General features: G+C 47.5%; 17 protein-coding genes. 3 read left to right on the plus strand and 14 right to left on the minus strand.

What is annotated here, in order from left to right; translation table 11 throughout:
* The 14 genes from PF479_RS02980 to PF479_RS03045 form a co-directional block, all read right to left on the minus strand.
* Nucleotides 1–475 (minus strand): hypothetical protein (locus tag PF479_RS02980; protein ID WP_298002082.1); only part of this gene is annotated, 475 nt, incomplete at its 3' end.
* Nucleotides 450–1,226, minus strand: coding sequence for a tRNA pseudouridine(38-40) synthase TruA (truA, locus tag PF479_RS02985; protein ID WP_298002083.1), 777 nt, complete (start codon nt 1,224–1,226; stop codon nt 450–452). The genes PF479_RS02980 and truA, both read right to left, overlap by 26 nt.
* Nucleotides 1,204–2,064: a DUF2225 domain-containing protein gene (locus PF479_RS02990; RefSeq protein ID WP_298002085.1), complete on the minus strand. Its 861-nt coding sequence runs from the start codon at nt 2,062–2,064 to the stop codon at nt 1,204–1,206. Before PF479_RS02990 ends, truA begins: the two co-directional genes overlap by 23 nt.
* Entirely contained in the window at nt 2,057–2,440 is a 384-nt protein-coding gene (locus PF479_RS02995; protein ID WP_298002087.1) for a holo-ACP synthase, read from the minus strand. Before PF479_RS02995 ends, PF479_RS02990 begins: the two co-directional genes overlap by 8 nt.
* Nucleotides 2,437–3,390, minus strand: coding sequence for a CdaR family protein (locus tag PF479_RS03000; protein WP_298002089.1), 954 nt, complete (start codon nt 3,388–3,390; stop codon nt 2,437–2,439). The genes PF479_RS02995 and PF479_RS03000 overlap by 4 nt, the downstream gene beginning before the upstream one ends.
* Nucleotides 3,387–4,187, minus strand: a complete 801-nt coding sequence (cdaA, locus tag PF479_RS03005) for a diadenylate cyclase CdaA (RefSeq protein WP_298002091.1) — start codon at nt 4,185–4,187, stop codon at nt 3,387–3,389. Before cdaA ends, PF479_RS03000 begins: the two co-directional genes overlap by 4 nt.
* Nucleotides 4,175–4,987: a dihydropteroate synthase gene (folP, locus tag PF479_RS03010; protein WP_298002092.1), complete on the minus strand. Its 813-nt coding sequence runs from the start codon at nt 4,985–4,987 to the stop codon at nt 4,175–4,177. The genes cdaA and folP overlap by 13 nt, the downstream gene beginning before the upstream one ends.
* 91 nt (nt 4,988–5,078) lie before the next feature.
* Nucleotides 5,079–6,341, minus strand: coding sequence for an OmpA family protein (locus PF479_RS03015; protein WP_298002094.1), 1,263 nt, complete (start codon nt 6,339–6,341; stop codon nt 5,079–5,081).
* Nucleotides 6,295–8,232 (minus strand): DNA topoisomerase IV subunit A, encoded by a 1,938-nt coding sequence (locus tag PF479_RS03020; RefSeq protein WP_298002095.1) that lies wholly within the window; start codon nt 8,230–8,232, stop codon nt 6,295–6,297. The genes PF479_RS03015 and PF479_RS03020 overlap by 47 nt, the downstream gene beginning before the upstream one ends.
* Entirely contained in the window at nt 8,232–10,028 is a 1,797-nt protein-coding gene (locus PF479_RS03025; RefSeq protein ID WP_298002097.1) for a DNA topoisomerase IV subunit B, read from the minus strand. The genes PF479_RS03020 and PF479_RS03025 overlap by 1 nt, the downstream gene beginning before the upstream one ends.
* Before the next feature lie 239 nt (nt 10,029–10,267).
* On the minus strand, nt 10,268–11,503 hold the full coding sequence (locus PF479_RS03030) for an FprA family A-type flavoprotein (RefSeq protein WP_298002099.1): 1,236 nt from the start codon (nt 11,501–11,503) through the stop codon (nt 10,268–10,270).
* 131 nt (nt 11,504–11,634) lie between these two features.
* Nucleotides 11,635–12,117 (minus strand): DUF188 domain-containing protein, encoded by a 483-nt coding sequence (locus PF479_RS03035; protein WP_298002101.1) that lies wholly within the window; start codon nt 12,115–12,117, stop codon nt 11,635–11,637.
* Nucleotides 12,114–13,283, minus strand: coding sequence for a mannose-6-phosphate isomerase, class I (gene manA, locus PF479_RS03040; RefSeq protein ID WP_298002103.1), 1,170 nt, complete (start codon nt 13,281–13,283; stop codon nt 12,114–12,116). The genes PF479_RS03035 and manA overlap by 4 nt, the downstream gene beginning before the upstream one ends.
* Before the next feature lie 84 nt (nt 13,284–13,367).
* Complete coding sequence (locus PF479_RS03045) at nt 13,368–14,378, minus strand: LacI family DNA-binding transcriptional regulator (RefSeq protein WP_298002105.1); 1,011 nt, start codon at nt 14,376–14,378, stop codon at nt 13,368–13,370.
* Nucleotides 14,379–14,489: 111 nt separating this feature from the next.
* Between PF479_RS03045 and PF479_RS03050 the strand changes: the two genes are divergently transcribed.
* The 3 genes from PF479_RS03050 to PF479_RS03060 form a co-directional block, all read left to right on the plus strand.
* Nucleotides 14,490–15,545 (plus strand): UDP-glucose--hexose-1-phosphate uridylyltransferase, encoded by a 1,056-nt coding sequence (locus PF479_RS03050; RefSeq protein ID WP_298002107.1) that lies wholly within the window; start codon nt 14,490–14,492, stop codon nt 15,543–15,545.
* Between the two features lie 4 nt (nt 15,546–15,549).
* Nucleotides 15,550–16,827 (plus strand): galactokinase family protein, encoded by a 1,278-nt coding sequence (locus tag PF479_RS03055; protein WP_298002108.1) that lies wholly within the window; start codon nt 15,550–15,552, stop codon nt 16,825–16,827.
* Nucleotides 16,828–17,118: 291 nt separating this feature from the next.
* Nucleotides 17,119–17,744: hypothetical protein (locus tag PF479_RS03060; RefSeq protein WP_298002109.1), on the plus strand; the 626-nt coding region annotated here is incomplete at its 3' end.

Consider the following 17,744-nt stretch of genomic DNA (forward strand, 5'->3'; position numbering starts at 1 on the left):
GAATCTGCAGCCGCGATTCCAGATCTTTTGCACAACGGCCGATTTCCTCTGGAAAGGGAGGGCGGCTGCCGGGAGGACGGCATCGCGGAAGGTTTTGAAGACAGAGATCTGTAGGGAGATTCATCTCAATAGCGGTCATCCACTTCTGAAAATAATCCATCTCATCCGGGCCCAGGGGGAGGTGGAGCTTATCTGCTTCCAGTGAGGGGGGGGTTGTAACAACCCAGAGATCTGAGTTTATGCGGCCCAGGATTGGTACGGCCTTGCGTCCGGCTCGGCTCATAGAGCAGAGACCACAGTTTTCCGATGGTAAATCATCCGTTTCCTGTGTGAGGATTTCATTCTGATGAGGATGGACCTCAGGAGTTGAAAAATCCGGAACCTGGACAGGCCTGATTTCTTTTCCGTAACGGAGATAATCATCTGTCCTGGAAAGGAGCCTCCAGTAGTCAGTATAAAGTTCGTTCTGTTCCATAAATTACCTTATCCAGGAATAAACCATGAGGTTTTGCCGAAGGACCCGCCAGGGCCCTGTTTTTCTCGTCAAGGATACCCCTTATCTCATCAAAAGATCCACCACTTTCATACTGATTCAGAATGGTTCCCACCATGGTACGAACCATTTTCCAAAGAAAAGCATTCCCGGCCACACGGAATACGGTAAAAGGTCCTTCACGGAAAAAGCGGGCACTGTGTACTGTTCGAACCTTGTTTTTATTGGAATCTTTGGCCGAAGCAAAGGATGTAAAGTCATGAGTTCCCGTCAAAGCCTGTGCCATCCGATTGAGTTCAGGAATAGAAAGGTCCAGGAGACAGGGCGTAGAATAAGGGGTCATATGAGCACGCTGCTCCCGGGGGTGTACCAGATAATAGCGGTAGACTCTCATCACCGCATCATAACGGGCATGAAAATCAAGATTGACTTCACTGCTTTTGTGAATCCGGATATCCCGGGGGAGCTTTGAATTCAAAGCAAGCATAAATCGATCGGAGGGGATGGAACAGCCGGTGGTTTCAAAGTGGGCGACCTGGCATGAGGCATGGACACCCGAATCAGTCCGTCCGGATCCTACAAGACTTACGACCTTTCCGTTGTGTAAGGAATTAAGAACCCCTATGATTTCTCCCTGAACGGTTCTGCTGGTTTTTTGTATTTGCCAGCCTTTAAAATCTGTCCCGTCATAAGAGAGATCAAGGCGGATCTTACGGTGCAATTCCAAGTTCATCCAGTTCATCCTTTATCAGTTTATGCAGATCCCGGGACAATTCCAGCAGAGCTGTAGGTTTGGATTTGGATGATTTCCCCATACCAACTATACGTGAAACTGTTGAACGAGCCTTGCTCAACTGCTTTGCCCTTCGTTCGGGGTGACTGCGCTGACCGTATTTATATTCAAGAAAGCCAGAAAGGTAAAGGACACCGTCAAAACCGAAGTTGTTATCCAGATCGGGACCCAGGTGACTGAGTCCTTCAACGTTCTCTTCCCCCTTTTGTTCCATCTCAACAACCCTGGCATAAAAGAAACTGGCCTTCCTGTAGAAAACTTTGGCCAGATAGTCATAATTTTCATCATTATTCTGGCTATGAAGATCCATACAGAGCCAGGCGGCTCTCAGACAGGACATGGCTTGCTTGAAATGTGGTGCCATAGGACCGGGGGCCGATTCATAACACATCGATGAAAAAACGTAGGAGGCAACACCTTCCTGCAGCTTGCGGGAGCTCTGAAAATCTAAATGGGGAAAAATGGAAGCCAATTCCGTTTTCCTTTCTCCAATCTCCTTTTTCAACTGAAGAATCCGCTCGCCGGAGACATTTGAAAAATCGCTGGGATAGGCTGAGTAATAACAGGAAGGACAGACAACGATGGGATACAATAGTGGAAAAACAGCACCAAATTTACTGGTGGGGACATAGATGCGGTGCAGCTCTTTTGTCAGATCTCCCGCATTCATTCTTCCCCCGCCTGAAAGGAGTTCTTCCTTATGAAATGTATTTTCACAGATAGGACATTCCAACTGCTGTTTGGTCAGAAAGGTTAGTTTTATTTTACTATCAGACAACGGGAGCCTCCTCGATAATGACCTGTGCGATGGATAGAGTCGAATCGTGACTGAGGGACAGAAAAACGACCCCTCCGCCATTGTACTCCAGAGCACGGGAAGCGGAACCTCTCAGAAGGAGATCAGGTTTACCCCGAGGGTCCAAAACAACCTCAATATCCTTCAGAGCGATTCCCTTAAGACCTGTCCCCAAGGCCTTTCCAAAGGCTTCCTTGGCAGCAAATCGAGCCGCCAGAGATGCCGCTGCATTCTTCCCCTTGGATTGAATATAGTCAATTTCCTCCCTGCTGAAATAGCGCATTAAAAGAATCTCCTTGTTCAGCCAGTTCCTGATTCGTTCAATATCAACGATGTCAACACCAGTTCCTTTTATCACTGAGTTTCTCCCCGCTCAGAAAAAGAAACCTGAATTTCTCTAGGGCTGTATTTCAGAACAACCACTCCCTCGGGTGTATCGACCTGGACAGGAAGAGTATAGGTTCCGGGGACAATAATCCGTGAACAGTCTATATAAAAATGGAGGTCCCTGGCTCTCAGCTGTTCCAGCATCAATTGGCTGCCCTGAAGGGTGATGGCCATTTCAGGAAGATTCTCTGAAATGATGAATCCCAGATCCAGATCGACCGAGACGATTTCAAGATTTGTCAGATTCTGAATGATCACGGCCTCCTCGACGGCTCCCCGTAATTCAACGGTATTTCCACCTGGAAAAGAGACATTGTCACCCGGTGGAATCAAACGGGAACTCACAGTAAAATCATCATACCGGCCGGAAAGATCGATTTCTTCTGTCTTTATCCCGGTAATGGATTCAAGCTGGGAACGGGGTCCCTGGACGGTCACATAGGTGGGTGACACAAAGTACTGCACCAGTTCGTACCCATTGGGAACAAAAGCTGTGAGAACCGGTTGAATCTCAAGGCTGCGAATGACCTTTTCTTCCTGTGAGATGGTCACTTCCCGGGGTTCAACCTCTATCTCCATGGTCTCATCGTTGTGGCCATAAGATGAGAGGAGACTGATTTCTACGGGAACTTTGAAGGTTCCTTCCTCTTCAAATGTCCTGAAATCCGCAACGGCGCTGATCTCATTGTCCAGGATTGAGTATATCAGTTCCTCCGTTCCCCGCAGATTAACCCTGACACTCACAGGAAAATTTCCGGTGACCGAAAGCCCTTCTGTTGTGAGGATTTCCAGAGGGATGCTGAAAAAGCGCTCTTCCAGGTTGTTTATTTGATAAAAGAGAGACAGGAGGATGGCCGCCAGTATGGAAAGGATCTTGGCCAGCCAGCGGTCAAACAGGATTTGATTCAGTCCTTTTTTCATGCCCCGAGCCCTCCTGTGTCATCACCAGGTTCTTCTCTCAGATTCAGCAACTGCCTGAGACGGAACCTTACTTCATCCAGAGTCAGGGCATAAAAAATATGAGAATCATAGGCCAGGGAGATAGCTCCCGTCTCTTCAGAAACCACCAGAACGACAGCATCCGTCTCCTCCGCCAGCCCCAGAGCAGCCCTATGGCGTGTTCCAAAACTCCTGCGGATGTCTGCCTGCCGGGACAAGGGGAGAAAACATCCTGCTGCGACAATGGCTCCGTTTTGAATCACCAGGGCTCCATCGTGGAGAGGGGTGTCATGACCGAATATGGTGATGATGAGTGAAGATGATAAGCTGGCATTGAGTTTTGTTCCCGTATCGATGATGTTTTTAAGCCCTACGTTTCGGGCAAAAACAATCAGAGCCCCCCTTTTATGACCAGAGAGGACTTCTGCCGCCCCCAGAATGGAGTCCATCTGAAGGGAGCGGCTCCTTGTCTGGAGTCTGAAAAAATCACGCTGCCCGATTCTGGTAAAAATGCTCCTCAATTCGGGCTGAAATACAATGGCAATACCGATAAATATACCTGGAGCCAGGAGGTTCAGAATCCATAAGAGGGTGCTGAGCTGCAAAAACCAGGCTCCCACATAAACCAGAGCCAGCAAAGAGGCCCCCTTGAGGAGCTGAATGGCCTGGGTTTCTTCCATGATGTTATAGGCCTTGTAAATGAGGAAGGCCAGTAAGGCGACGTCTATGACGGGTCTGATAATTTCTCTGAGAGCCCAGGAATCAATCAATCCTTCCATAGTAACTCCTGCATCATCCTGACCATCTGAAAAGTTTCGCCTACATCATGAACTCTCAGAATATCCACTCCTTTAGCGGCGCACCAGCCGTTGGCAATGAGAGACCCGATGAGCCTGTCTTCGGGTTCTACGTCCAGAATCTCACCGATAAAAGATTTACGGGAAAGACCTATCAAAAGGGCATACCCTATTTGGTAAAAGCGATCAATGTTGCGGATCAGATCGAGGTTATCCTTTAGGCTTTTTCCAAAACCGATACCCGGGTCCAGAACAATATTCTTTTTGGCAACTCCCGCCTCTTCTGCAGATGCGGCAACCTTGAGAAGGAAATCAAGAACTTCATCCACAACAGAGACGTATTCCGGCTTGATCTGCATGCTTTCAGGTGTTCCTTTCATATGCATCAGGATGACAGGACAATCTTTCTCCACAGCCAGAGAGGTCATTTCTGGATCATCCCTGAGGGCGGATATATCATTGATAATGTTTGCACCCGCATCCAGTGCCGCCCGGGCCACCTGGCTCTTCCGGGTGTCTACAGAGAGGGGGATATCAATCTCTTTTCGGATGGCTTCTACGACGGGAATGACCCGGTCCAATTCTTCTGAGAGGGATACAGAAGCCGCCCCCGGACGGGAGGACTCTCCCCCCAGATCCAGAATATCAGCCCCCTCCCTGACCATGGTCAGGGCCTGGTTCAACGCCTCTTCAGCACCCTGTTTGCGGCTGCGGACGTAAAATGAGTCGGGTGTGCAGTTGATTATACCCATGATCAAGGGTCTTTTGTCTTTATGAATCATCTTGGTTCCATCAGAATACACTATTGTTGTTTTTATTAAAAGTAAATTAGCTCAACCAACAAGGAATGTCAGGAGAGTCAAGCCGGAAAAATCAGTCCTCCAGGATAATGATTTCCACCCTTCGGTTCAGTTTTCGCCCCTCCTCGGTGCTGTTGTCCCCCAAAGGTTCCAATCCGCCCATACCGGAGAAAAGAAAACGATCCGCATCGATGCCCCGGGCTGACAATTCCCGTACGATCATCCTGGCACGGTCCTGTGAGAGTAGAATCTGTGATTCCATGGTCCCGATATCTGCGGTATGACCCTTGACGAAAAAAGTCCTTTCCGGGATGGTGATCAGAATTTCTGCAATCGTATCCAACAGAGGTTTGTCCTCCGGAAGTAAAAGGGCCTGATCCGGTTCAAAATGAAGATTCTTAAGATTCAGAGCCAGCCCTTCATCCCGGGTTTCCACTGTAACCTGGTCATCCAGAGATTCCCCTCTCTCTTTAAAAGACTCATTGAGACTGTCTTTCAGAGAGTTTTGAACATTCATGGTCAATCCGGGGCGATCCAGGAGTTCAATTCCCTTATAAAATGTGAGGAGAAAGCCTTTCTCCCTCAGACTGCTGCCATCCTGATACTGGTAATCTTCTTCCATAATATCTTTCATAAGAAGAAATTCACGGGTTTCCTTATCAATAAGCAGGGAGACCACATGCTTCCCGCTGAGAGCCTTCAAGAAGGAATCGGCATCCCGTGATTGCCCGGAATGGTAGCGGACTGCATACTGCGCCTGAATGACAAAGACCTCTCGGCCTTTCCAGACGTCATCCCCCAGAAAGGTATATTCACAATACTGGGGAAGGACAGCCCTTTCGCTGGAGTCGGGAGAGCTTATGACAAGCTCTAATCCTCCCTCCCATTTGTCTCCGGGACTGACGGCTCTATCGGGAAAAGTGGGGAAACTCCTCAGCCGGGGATAGGTAGAGCCGGGAACCAGCATGGTTCCTTTTGCATTCAGACTGAATTCGGTTTCTTCGCTTCCTGTCACGGCGGAAGCTGTTTTGAAACCGTCCTTTGCCTTTTCCTCAAGATGGTACACCTCGCCGGAAATGCGGAACAAATCTGTACCTGAGCGGCTGGTTTCATAAATCCCGCGGTTTTCACGGTATACATGTCCCTGATACCGGCCATCCCGGTATTGACTGAGATTGAATTTTTCAATGACTCGGTACTTTTCACCGGGTTCAACCGTAAAAATAACGGCCTCGTCCTGGGCAATGAGTTCCTGAGCTGTCCAGATGAGAAGAAAAAAGTATATGAAATTAGTCTTCTTTCTTTTCCAGGGTAGTGGTTTTAATGAAACGGGCACTGCTAAACTCCTTGGGCTTTATTCTGACTCCCTGGGCTTTAACCCCTTTCACCAGATAGTTTTCCAGAGGAAAACTATCAGCTGCCGTCCGAATCAGTGATTTCTGAATGAAATCTACCACAATGGAAACATCCGTTTTTGTGGTAAACCGGACCAGTTGGGAGTTCTCAGGCAGAAGTTCATAAACCTTATTCAAGATGAACTGAGTGACCTTACAGCGCTTAATATAAGGATATCCATTTTCATTGTTCCGGTACACAACGGAAAAGACCGTCTCTTCCAGGGTATCCTTATCGGTTAATCCGCAGTACAAAAGACCCATCCCTACAAAATATTTGTCTGGGACATCCATAATCTGATAGCTGCAGTCTTTACGAACCAGAAGAATCCGGTCATAGACAGAGGCTTCACAATAGAGGGTACCCGTTGCGACATCAGATCCGATGTATCCTGTTTCCTTGTTGTAGCGGATTTTGAGATTTTTCTGGGCTGCGTCTCGGATGTCAACTTTCTGAATATCCATCAGTTCGGTCCGCCGGGGCATCAAAGGAGCCTGTTTGGCAATCAATCCATCCAGATTGGCTATAGCATAATCCTTCAGATTTTTAAGGTGATGACGGATCTCCTTGAGCCGGGCCAGGATCTCCTCTACTTCCTTTTTCATTTTATTGATGTCGTATAGAGAGATTCTTCTGATAGGTATTTTCAGGAGACGTTCTATGTCATCGTCGATTAGATCTCTCGTTATTTCTTTCATAAAGGGAACAAAGCCATCTTTAATAGCCAGAGTGATGGCTCCGGGACTCTTCATTTGTTCGATGCTTTTATAGATGCGCTCTTCGATGAAGATCCTCTCAAGAGTTCGGGCATGAAGGCGGTCCAGGAGCTGTCCCTCTTCAAGCTTCAATTCTTTTTTAAGAATGACAATGAGCTTTGCAGCATGGTATTCTATCACCTCGGGGATGGTCATGATGCGGGGTTTCAAGTCCTGACCGATAACCAGGAGGTTCAGGGAAAGAGAGACTTCACAGTCTGTAAAGGCATAAAGACCATCCAGGACATCCTTGGTATGAACACCCCGGGGAAGTGTAATTTCGATTTCCACCTTATCCGTTGTGAAATCGTTAATCCTCCCGATTTTAATTTTATTCTTCCGGGCTGCCGCTTCAATCGAAGTTATAAGTGTTTCTGTGGTTGTGCCAAAAGGCAGTTCGGTAATGGCTATCTTTTTAGGATCACTCGTATCCAGCCTGGCTCTGGACAGAACCTTTCCATTCCCTTCCCTGTAATCTGTTACATCCACCAGACCTCCCGCAGGGAAATCAGGAAAGAGCTCAAAAGGCTCACCCGTCAGGAAGGAACGCTCTGCTCGGAGAACCTCAACAAAGTTATGCGGGAGTATCTTTGTTGACATCCCGACAGCGATTCCCTCGGCTCCCAATATCAGAATAAGAGGAATCTTACAAGGGAAAACGATGGGTTCCTTTCGTCTGCCGTCATAAGTGTCTTCAAAATCCGGGATTTCAGGATTATAGAGTATGGTTTTGGCCATGGGCAGGAGGCGGCACTCGATGTATCTGGCGGCTGAGGCCGGGTCTCCTGTAAAAATATTTCCAAAGTTTCCCTGTTTGTCTACAAAAAGATCCTTGTTTGCCAGATTGACCAGGGCTCCGTAGATAGACGAGTCTCCATGGGGATGGTACTGCATACAGTGACCAACTACATTGGCTACTTTGTTGAATTTTCCGTCATCCACATCAAAAAGAGACTGGATGATACGCCTTTGGACGGGTTTAAGCCCGTCATCCAGATGGGGGATGGCCCGATCTTTGATGACATACGAGGCGTACTCGATGAAGTTGGTATTGAATATTGAATTTATGTATGCCATCAGACCAGGTTCTCCATAATATATTTCCGTCTTTCCGGAGTATTCTTACCCATGTAAAACTCCAGTATTCCACTTGTTTCCTTCATGGATTTTATATTAACAGGAACGATCCTCATATCTTCTCCGATGAACTGGCCGAACTCATTGGGTGAAATCTCTCCGAGGCCCTTAAAACGGGTCACTTCGGGACTGCTGATAGATCCCAGGGCGGCATCCCGTTCAGACTCATTGTAACAGTACACCGTTTTTTTCTTATTTCTGACACGGAAGAGGGGTGTTTCCAGAATATACATATGTTCCGCCAGTACCAGCTCTTCAAAATAGTTGAGAAAGAATGTGAGCAGCAGGTTTCTGATATGAAATCCGTCATTATCCGCATCGGTGGCCACCACGATCCTGTCATAGCGCAGATCATCGATGGAGTTTTCAATTCCCAGAGCCATCATCAGATTATACAGCTCTTCATTCCTGTAAATATCCGCCTGCTTTTTCCCATAGGTATTCCAGGGTTTCCCGCGGAGTGAATATATGGCCTGAAGGTATACATCCCTGCAGGACACCATGGAACCAGTGGCCGACTGCCCTTCTGTGATGAATATGGTGGAATCCCGCCCCTTGTCACCATCGGGTCTGTGAAATTTACAGTCTTTCAGCTTGGGAATATTCAAGGATATCTTTTTGGCAGCCGCCTTGGCTTCTTTTTTGACGGCATTCAGCTCTTTCCGGAACTTTTCATTACTGATGATCTTATTTTCCATGGCCGTAGCGGCGGTCGTATTCTTATGCAGAAAATCAACGATTCCCGCTTTGGTTTCATTGACGATCCAACCCCGGATATCTGTGTTTCCCAGTTTGTTTTTTGTCTGACTCTCAAAAACAGGGTCTTTGATTTTGACTGCGATGGCCCCTACCATGCCCTCACGGACATCCTGACCGGAGTAATTTTTTTTAAAAAAATCATTGACTCCTTTCAACAAACCTTCCCGGAACGCACTGAGATGAGTCCCGCCATCCGAGGTGTACTGTCCGTTTACAAAAGAAAAATAGCTCTCTCCGTACACATAGTTATGTGTGAAGGCAAACTCAATCTTGTCAGACTGATGATATCCAATTTCATAGAGAATATCTTCTCCGACTTCCGAATGAAGCAGATCCCAGAGACCCCGTTTGGATTCGAACTTCTGTTTATTGAAATACAGACGCAGGCCCTTATTCAAACAGGCATAGTTCCAGCACCTCTGCTCGAGAAACTCACCGGTAAAACTGTATTCTCCAAAGATTTCCGTATCGGGGATGAATTCAACAAATGTTCCATCGCCAATACCCGGGGCGTCTCCTTTCTTTTGGGAAATAAGGTTTCCACTTTCAAAAATGGCTTCTGCATACTTGCCATCCCTGTAGGCTCTCACCAGAAAATAGGAAGACAAGGCGTTAACGGCCTTGGTTCCGACACCGTTTAATCCAACTGAAAACTGAAAAACATCATCATTGTACTTGGCACCCGTATTGATAATGGAGACACATTCCACAATCTTCCCCAGGGGGATTCCCCGGCCATGGTCTCGGACCTGAACCTTGTTGTCTATCAATGAGATGTCAATTCTGTTTCCATAACCCATGATGTATTCATCAATGGAATTGTCGACTACTTCCTTAATTAATATGTATATCCCGTCATCCGGATTGTTTCCGTTTCCTAAACGCCCTATATACATTCCCGAACGAAGGCGAATGTGTTCCAGTGAACTGAGGGTCTTTATTTTGCTTTCATCGTAATTTGTCTTGTTAGCGCTCATAAGGAGAAATAATATTCCCTGACCCGAATTTTGTAAAGACGGTAAAAAATATAGAAAAAAACCTTCAAATGGCTATTAAGCCATCGAGCTACTTTACAATGGGTCTCATCAGAACTACCACCCATTCTTCTTCATCCATAATTTCCAGCACCACAACTGAATACTGGATCAGAGCTGCAAAAATATCGTTTTACAAAACTCCGTTTTTCCGAGATCAAGAATGAATCGATGGAAAAGAATCAGTCGCAGGCCTTACTGGCAAACTCTTTCACAAGCACGGCCAGCTCCCTGCCCCGCTGAAAGGCCATCTTCATTTCGGCCTCACCCGGAGCGCCCTGCCACTCTACCGACTCAAGGAAATCCCAATGAAGTTTTTCTGTGGCTGTACCCAGTTCTTTTTCGGCTCCTCCGGACCATCCATAGGATCCAAAGCGGAAGGCTTTCTTATTCTGTACTTTTTTGCGGTTGAAATCATCGATGACATGAGCCATAGGGGGAAACATCTGGTATTCGTATGTAGGCATCCCCAATACAATTCCTGCCGATTTCCAGGCATCCGCCAGAATGAATCCGATGTCGTCTTCCGGAACTCTGTACTGATGAACCGGGATCTTCTCACTGCGGATGCCCTTGATGACTTCAGATACAAGTTTAGCCGTATTCCCGTACATGGAACCCCAGATTACAGTGATTTCCGCACAGGCCGGCCCCTTAAGGTAGGATGCGTAACGGGCATATCGCTCCACTATGACCGCAGGATTCTCTCTCCAGATAATTCCGTGGGAGGGACAGATCATACGGATATCCAGACCGCTCAGTTTTTTCAATCCTCTTTCCACAAAAGCAGAAAATGAGGCGACAATGTTGGCGTAATAACGGAGGGCTTCTTTTTTAAAAAACTCATGCTGATCACTCGAAAGCTGATCATCAAAAACTGCATTATCATCTACTTCACCATAGGAACCAAAGGCATCACAGGAAAATAGAATCTTGTCTTCCACAAGAAAGGTCATCATTGTTTCGGGCCAATGAATATTGGGAGTATCAAAAAACTGCAGGGTTTTCCCCTGTCCCAGATCCAGAGTCTCCCCATCTTTGATGGCATGAACATGGTCAAAGATTCCACAAAATTCGTTGACCAGGGGAACCGCTTTCTGACTGCAGTAAATCTCCATCTCCGGATTTTTAGTTCTAAACTTCCTGAGCCATCCTGAATGATCCGGCTCCATATGATTGACGATGATATAATCGATATTGGCGGGACTGACTCCGATTTCTTCCATCTGTGAAGTAATGCTCCGGGGAAAATCATCCTTATTCTGAGTTAAATCAATGACGGCGGTCTTATCACCCTTAACAACATAGGAATTGATAGACGTTCCGTCAGGAATAGACCAGATCCCTTCGAACAGATTACCCGGTTCGATATTGACTCCCATGCGGTAAACACCTTTGGTTATTTCGACAGATTTCACCCTAAACTCCTTGACAGTATATATTATTATTTAAATGTTCTTTCAATTATATTTATATTATAGAGGGGAAACAATTCCCTTTACAAGCATTATTCAATCCCCAGTGGCGGTACTGAATCCCCCTCCCGGACTTATCGGGTCCCGGCTGCCTTTCTGAACCGTTCCTCCCGGAGCATCCTGACCAGTTCCCTGTCAAAACAGGAGGAAAAGGCCTTGATTTCTTTCGGACCATAATTCTTCCCTTTATCCTGGCCGATTCCAGCCTCCCTCATCATCTGCATAAAGTCTCTTTGAGACAGGCGCTCACTCACATTGTCTTTAGTGAAGAGATTCCCACGGTCATTCATGACGACCATTTGTTTTTTAACCAGTGCCGAAGCCAGGGGAATGTCTCTTGTCAGAACCAGATCACCGGGCCTGCTGTTCTGAACGATAAAATCATCGGCGCTGTCCGGTGCATCCGATGTGAGGCTCATTGTAATGTAGGATGAATCAGGCAGAGGAAGTGGACTGTTGGCCACATAGTGGAGGGCTATCTTCTCTCTCACACAGCGGGAATTCACAATATCTCGGACCTGTTTGGGGCAGGAATCCCCATCTATCCAGACCGTCATCTGCGGGGAGTCCTGGCCAGAAAGGCGATTCCCGGTCCCTGAATCAGCCTGGATACACCAGGACAGGGCAGAAAACAGGATTCTCCCGGTTTGAGGAGAAGGGAATCATCCCCCTCACTCAGAGTGATATCTCCCAGGAGAACGACCAGTACTGATACCGGATAATCTCCCTCCAGAGTGATTGACCTGTTTCTGCAATCCAGTCTGACCAGTTCAAACTCCCTGGAGGGGGTTTTGTAGACAGCCGAGCCGTCAGATTCTAATTCAGGAAGGATACGCATCGCATCTGCCGATTCAAAGAGAAGAATTTTTTCCAGTTCTTTCAGATCCATAAATTTCCGGGTCAGCCCGCCCCGCAGGACATTGTCGGAATTGGCCATAAGCTCAACACCAAGGCCCTGCAGATAGGCATGGAGTTCTCCGGCGGGGAGATAAAGAGCCTCTCCCGGTTTCAAGCAGAGAGTATTCAGGAAGAGAGGTGAGAGGATACCCGTATCTCCCGGGTACTTATCCTGGAGTTTTAACACCCAGCGGCAGGCATCGTCATTCTGAGTGGAACACCAGTTCAATGCTGCATTCAGCAGTTCTTTGATCTGAGGATCACCCAGATTCATAAGGCTGATAAAAAAGGACTTTAAAAAAGAAGATTCATCAGAGGAAGGGACAGTGAAAAGGACAGATTGAAGGGAGGAGGGGCACCAGGGAGAAAAATAAGACAGAACTTCATCGGGTTTACGAAAACCCTTCATGGCCCAGTAATCTGTAATGGCACAGATGATTTCCGGTTTGTGGTTGTCATCCTTATAATTCCGGTTAAACCCATCTAAAGGGATTCCCAGTTCATTTTCCCGTGCAAATCCAAGCTCTGCCTGGCTTTTGCTGGGGTGAGCCTGTATAGACAGAGGTTCCCCTGCGGCCAGTAATTTAAAAAGATAGGGCAGGACTCCAAAGTCTTCATTGACCTGAGCCCCCAAAAGGGCAGCCGGATTCTGACTGATATATTCTGCCAGACTTTGAGAAGCGGCTCCAGGCTCAACGAGACGGGACATGCCCCTGGGATGAACTCCCATCCATAGTTCGGCCAGGGGACCTGTTTTTTCCAGCCCCAATAAATCCTGCAAATAGCGTTCTGATCCCCAGGGATAATCCTGAATCATATTTTTCATCTTCAATATCATACTGAATATTATAGACAAAAAGCATCGACTGAAAAAGGACCCTCTCCTGTTTCTGCCAGATTATAAAAATCCTTAAACCGACTCTCCCGGAACCAGCTCAGGGAGGATTGTATTGATGATAGCGCCACTCCGGGGATCTGCGATCAACCCCAACAGCATTTTTGCTGCTTCCTTGTATATGAGGGAGGGCTTTAAATCCACCGTTGCCAGCTGAAAGGGAAGAACATAATTCAGGGGCATATTGTCATAGCCGATAAGACCCAGGTCCTTCCCGGGCTTGAGCTGATGATCCTGCAGGCACTGAATGACTCCGATGGCAGTCAGATCATTGACGACTCCAATCGAATCGATCCGGCCCGACTTAATTTCCTCCAGAATTCTTCTGGTTGCCTCATAGCCTCCTTCTTTTCCAGGGGATGTGAGGATCTGAGGAACATCGCTCCCCCAGCCCTTGCAGAATCCGCCATACCGGTCCCTGTTGGGGACCACAAGTTCGGGAAGATAGGAGATATACACGGGCCGTATATATCCGGATTCCTTCAGATAGGAAGAGGCCAGCCGTCCTCCTTCGAAGTTGTCTGTGGTACAGCAGTGATTCTCTGTAAATTGGGATGTGTGATGGGATATGACAGCTGGGACATCCAGTGAGGCGGCAGCCAGGGCTTCAGATTCCTCATCCACATCATAAAAAAGAACACCGTCACACTCCTGATCCCAGCGTATCCTCTTCACATCCTCGGGCGATTGAAGGGTCTTGAGATTCAGCCGGAACATGGAGCTGTCCACCACCGAGAGTATCCCTGTGAGAGCATCCGTAAAGAACCATTTGGACGCCGGAAAGTTCCCCCAATACCAGGGACGGTCTTTTTTTACAAAACTGACCAGGCTTATCTGGCCCGTGCCCTTCCGTCTGAGAGCGCTGGCGGATTTATCCGGAGAGTATCCCAATGTACGAGCCGCCTTAAGAACCGCTTCCTTCCGGACGGCTGACACCCGGTCCGGGTTGTTATAAACCCGGGAGACCGTGGCGCTGCTCACCCCCGCCAGGGCGGCAACTTTATCTCTATTATTTTTCCCGTCCATAAATTCCATCCTTGACAGATTTGTTTTGCCCTTGTATTGTACTCGTGTACATTTTTTTAATCAAGACATCCTTTCCGGTTTAGACCGGTCACACAACACAGGAGTATAAAAATGGCTGATCAGATCGATTTAAAAGAGCAACCTCACCGACGATACAACCCCCTCACGAATGAGTGGATCAAGGTGTCCCCCCACAGAACCAAACGCCCCTGGAATGGTCAGGTTGAAAAAGCAATGCTCGATAAAAAACCTGCCTTTGATCCCGGCTGCTACCTCTGCCCGGGGAACGAAAGAGCCGGGGGCCATACCAATCCGGATTACACGGAAACATTCGTCTTTGAAAATGATTTTGCCGCCCTGTTGAAAGAGACTCCCCCGGGAGAATTAAAGGACGGTCTCTTTCAGGCAAAATCAGAAAGGGGTCTCTGCAAGGTCATCTGCTTTTCTCCCCGCCATGACCTGACTATATCTCTGATGGAGATTCCCCAGATTACGGATGTGGTGAAAACCTGGCAGAAGGAGTATGAAGATCTGGGTAAACTGGAATATATCAACCACATACAGATCTTTGAAAACAGAGGTTCTGTCATGGGCTGCTCCAACCCCCATCCCCACGGTCAGATCTGGGCAGAAGAGCTCATCCCCGACATCCCCGCCAAAGAACAGATGAACCAGAAAGATTATATGATAGAGAAGGGCACAAGCCTTTTAACCGACTATGTCAGGTCGGAACTGGAAAAAAAGGAAAGGATCATCTTTGAAAATGACAGCTTTGTGGCCCTGGTTCCTTTCTGGGCGGTCTGGCCCTATGAAACGATGATCCTGCCCAAAAGACAGATGAGAAATATCTGTAAAATGAATGATAAGGAAACCAGGGATATGGCGGATGCCCTGAAGAGGATGGGAACACGTTTTGACAACCTCTTCCAGACGAGTTTTCCCTATTCCATGGGAATTCATCAGGCTCCCACAGACGGGGAAGATCATGATGAATGGCACTTTCATATTCACTACTACCCCCCCCTGCTCCGCTCCGCCACGGTCAAAAAATTCATGGTGGGCTATGAGATGCTGGGCATGCCCCAGAGAGATATCACCGCTGAGGGCAGTGCCGCGAGCCTCAGGGATTGCTCTGAAGAGCACTATACACTGACACTGGGAGCCTGAAAGCATGAAAAAATTGGAAATTTTAACGCAGCTGAATGAAGGAAAATTAACCCCCCTCTTCGAAGAACTCTACGGCCCGGAGGATCTGGATCACCAGTTCCTGAGATGGTTGAGTCTGGTTGAAAAACACACAGCTCTTTATGGCGACCAGGACATCCGCCTATTCAGTACCCCCGGCAGAACAGAACTGGGTGGTAATCATACGGACCATAACAGAGGAAGGGTTCTGGCAGGGTCCATCAACCTGGATACAATTGCAGCCGTGTCTCTCACAGGAGATTCCATAGTCATCATCGACTCGGAAGGATACCCCCCGGTCAGGGTGGATATATCTGACCTTTCTGTTCATAAGGAAGAAGAAGGACGGACAGAGGCCCTGGTCAGGGGAATTGCCGCCCGTTTCAAGGCCAGGGGTTATGCCCTGGGCGGGTTCAATACCAATACAAGCAGCTCTGTACTCAAAGGTTCGGGACTGAGTTCTTCCGCCGCCCTGGAGGTTCTTGTAGGAACCATTTTCAGCACAATTTTCAATGACAACGCTGTAACATCGACGGAGATTGCCCAGATAGGTCAGTTCGCCGAAAACAACTACTTCGGCAAACCCTGCGGTCTCATGGACCAGGTCGCCTGTGCCCATGGAGGCATTGTGGCCATAGACTTCAAGGATCCCGGAAAACCTGTAATCAGCCCCGTTGTGTTTAACTTTCAAAAGGCCGGTTATTCCCTGATGGTGGTAGATACAGGGGGCAATCATGCCGACCTGACTCCCGAATATGCCGCCATACCTGCCGAGATGCGCTCTGTGGCAGCGTTCTTCGGCAAAGAGGTCTGCCGGGATGTGGATGAAGAGAGGGTTCTGGAATCCATCGCGGAACTGCGGCAAAAGACGGGGGACAGAGCCATCCTGAGAGCCCTCCACTTCTACAATGACAATAAAAGGGTCAGCTCCATGCTGGAAGCCCTGAAAGACAACAAAGCTGAAGAATACCTCAGGCAGGTGAACAGATCTGGCCACTCCTCCTTCTGCTACCTTCAGAATGTCTACCCCGGTAAAGAGCCCCGGGAACAGGGCATCAGCCTGGCTCTGGCTCTGACAGAGGAGTTTCTGGATGGAAAAGGAGCCTGCCGGGTTCACGGCGGGGGGTTTGCAGGAACCATTCAGGTCTATATACCCAATGAAATGGCTGCAGCCTATGAAAATTATATGACAGGATTCTTCGGAAAAGGATCCGTGACCCCCTTGAAGATCAGGTCACTCTCATCCATGGAGATTCTGAGCTGAAAGTCTTATTTTTGAATGAATTTTTGGCAGCCTGCCCCGACAATACCGGGGCAGGCTGCTTTTTTTATCTCCTTTTTGTAACCCGGGACAGAAGGATGGAGAGTCCGACTCCCGTAGAATCAGCCCCTGGAATGGAAAGTGCTGGAAATTGCCGGTTCCTCTGATTTTATCAAGGAGTACTTTTAAATAGATCAAAATTGTGCAAATATCTACTTCCCAAAAGTGAATATAGGTATATATTATAACAATGTGTTCACTACTAGGCACATATTTATTTTAAGGAAAGATAAAATGAAAAGAATTTTTGCACTTATGATTATCTGTATCCTCAGTGCCGGTATGGTATTTGCCTATAACCCGGAAGTTGACTTAGATTTTGATTCTCTGTCCAGCCAGGCTACTTTCGGATTATTTCTGAATGAACTGGATGCGGCAGCATCGGTAAATGAAACATCCAAGGGTCCCGGATTCTCCACGTTGGAAAATAGCTACCTCTTTGGAGGAATTGTAGCTAATGTTGAAGGGATGAATAATTGGGGAACAAGTAGTACCTTTATAACGGGTTACTACAGTGCCTCTGCCAGCCCCTGGTCATTGTTTGCCTATGTTGATTTTTCAGATGCCGATACCGGAGATCTCCTCGACGAAAATGGTAATCCAATCGGTACTCCAGAAACTCAGCAAACAGAAGTATACAATGTTGATGGAGAAGTGATAACAACAGAATATACAGTTCCCAACTATGATAGAATCAATACACAGTTGCAGTTTCTCAAAAACTTCGGCTCAATAAATACCGGTTTGAAACTCAAGCTGGGATTCGATGACAACAGGCTTCCCGCTTCCAACTACACCGAAACAAGCAATGTAACAGGGAATGTATATGACAATACATATGAGGCTAAAAATGGTTCTAA

This window comes from Oceanispirochaeta sp. (assembly GCF_027859075.1).
GTDB lineage: Bacteria > Spirochaetota > Spirochaetia > DSM-2461 > DSM-2461 > Oceanispirochaeta.